1 protein-coding gene is annotated in these 2457 nt (G+C 58.6%); it reads right to left on the bottom strand.

The window, feature by feature from the left end:
* Positions 1 to 2457: non-ribosomal peptide synthetase (locus RE4_RS30520; protein WP_155717007.1), on the bottom strand; the 2457-nt coding region annotated here is incomplete at both ends.

The following is a 2457-nucleotide window of genomic DNA, read 5'->3' as shown; positions in this document are numbered from 1 at the left end:
AAGAACTCCGTCACCGCACCAACGACATCGGACTCCGACACCACAACCGGCGACAAATCCAACCGCACCCGATCCGCAGACAACACCTCCTGGAAGCCGACACCGTCGACCTCCGGATACACCGTCCGCAAAATCTCATGCCGCGCAACAACATCCGACACAGCAGCCTGCAGAGCCGCCACATCCAACAACCCCGACAACCGAATCGCCACCGGAATATTGTCAACATTGGATCCTGGGTCGAATCGGTTCAAGAACCACATCCGCTGCTGCGCCAACGACAACGGCACCCGCTCCGGACGCACCCGAGCAGTCAACGCCGCCCGCGCACCCGAACCGACCTCCGACTCCACCCGAGCAGCCAACAACTCCACCGACGACGCCTCGAACAACACCCGCACCGGAACCTGCGCATCCAACGCCTGCCCCAACCGCGCCGCCACCCGAGTAGCAATCAAAGAATTACCACCCAAAGCAAAGAAATCGTCATCCAACCCGACACGCTCGACCCCGAGAACATCCCCGAACACCGACGCGACGATCTCCTCCACCGCCGTCACCGGAGCCCTGAACACCGCGGCCTCGAACACCGGCTCCGGCAACAACTTCCGATCCAACTTCCCCGACGCATTCAGCGGAAACGCATCCAACACCATGATCAACGACGGAACCATGTACGACGGCAACACCGCACGCAGCGAATCCGTAAGCGCCACAACATCAACCACCGCACCCGACGCCGGCACCACATACCCAACCAAGCTGTCACCCGACTTGGCCGAAACAACAGTCACTGCAGATGCGGATACCGATGCATCAGCCACCAAAGCCGACTCGATCTCCCCCAACTCGATCCGCTGACCACGCAACTTCACCTGGAAATCGCTACGACCGATGTACTCCAACTCCCCCGACGCATCCCACCGCACCAAATCGCCCGTGCGATACATCCGACCGCCCCCACTGCCATCGGCAAACGGGTTCGCAACAAACCGATCCGACGACATTGCGGCCCGCCCGATATACCCGCGCGCCAACTGAATGCCCGATAGATAAAGCTCGCCGACAACACCCCTTGAAACCGGGTGCAGCCTGGAATCCAGGACTAACAGCCCTGTATTCCACACAGCAGAACCAATCGGGATCGACACGGTCTCGTCCGATGTGACTGCATGGAAGGTCACATCAATTGCAGCCTCGGCAGGACCGTACAAATTCTCCAAGCATGCTGATGGCATCACTCCGAAAACTTCCGCGGCAGTGCCAACTTTCAAGGCCTCGCCACCGGAAAACACCAGCCTCAAGGAAGGAATATTGCTGGCACATTCGGCTGAAATGAATAGGGCCATCATTGCAGGCACGAAGTGCGCGACCGTGACCGCATGCTCCCGGATCAACTTCGCTATGTACTGAGGGTCACGATGGCCATCCGGTTCGGCGATCACCATGCGCGCGCCTACTTGGCACGGCCAGAACAACTCCCAAAGTGAAACGTCAAATGTGGACGGAGTCTTGACCAGCACCACGTCCGACGGGTCCAAATTGTATCGATCCTGGCGCCAAAGCATCTGGTTTACTACGGCGATATGCGATACCAGGACGCCTTTCGGCGTCCCGGTAGAACCGGAAGTGAAAATCACGTACGCAGGGTGACCTCCCCGAAGAGCAGACAGTCGCTCTGAATCGGTGATCGGATCAGTCGAATACGTATGCAGGTCAAGACTGTCAACATCAACCCAGGAAGGCGGCAACTTCGCGTCGAGTCGACCATCAACCGTAAAGTCACGCGAGTACAAGACAACGGCCGGCGCCGCCGTTCGCAAAACATAAGAGACGCGTTCAGTCGGATGCGATGGGTCCAGGGGTACATATCCGCCACCTGCACGAATCACCGCATGGGCTGCGATCACCCAAGATATAGACCGCTCCATGAGCACGCCGACCAGAACCTCAGGTCCAACACCTTGCGAAATCAGATGTCGGGCCAATCGATTAACGCGCGAATCGAATTCGCCATAGGTCAAGCTTTCGTCACCGTAAATCAGCGCAACATCCATCGCGCGCTGAGCCGTACCGACGACATCCACCAATCGCGTCGCGGGCAGTTCCCGACGATTGGCGCGCGATCTGTTGTAGATCTCAATTCGTTCAACACCATCAAGAAGATCGACTTCTCCCACCAGCGCCGATGAATCGTCGAGAACTGTGCGCAGGATGCGTTCGAATCGGGTTGCCATCGAGGCCACCGTCGACTCGTCGAACAGATCCGTCGCGTACGTGAACGTCGCCGCCATCCCGGCCGGGGCACCGGACTCGTCGAACTGCTCGACCATGGTCAACTGCAGATCGAACTTCGCCGCCACCGCGCCGGTATCGATTCCCCCAACCGTCAGATCGCCAAGTCGAAGCACCGACTGCTCCATGTTCTGGAACGACAGCATCACCTGGAACAACGGA

The sequence above is a fragment of the Rhodococcus erythropolis NBRC 15567 genome, assembly GCF_001552595.1.
In the GTDB taxonomy this organism is placed as follows: domain Bacteria; phylum Actinomycetota; class Actinomycetes; order Mycobacteriales; family Mycobacteriaceae; genus Rhodococcus_F; species Rhodococcus_F erythropolis.
Note: the sequence above shows the minus strand (reverse complement) of the source record. Positions and strands in the feature narration are given on the sequence as shown.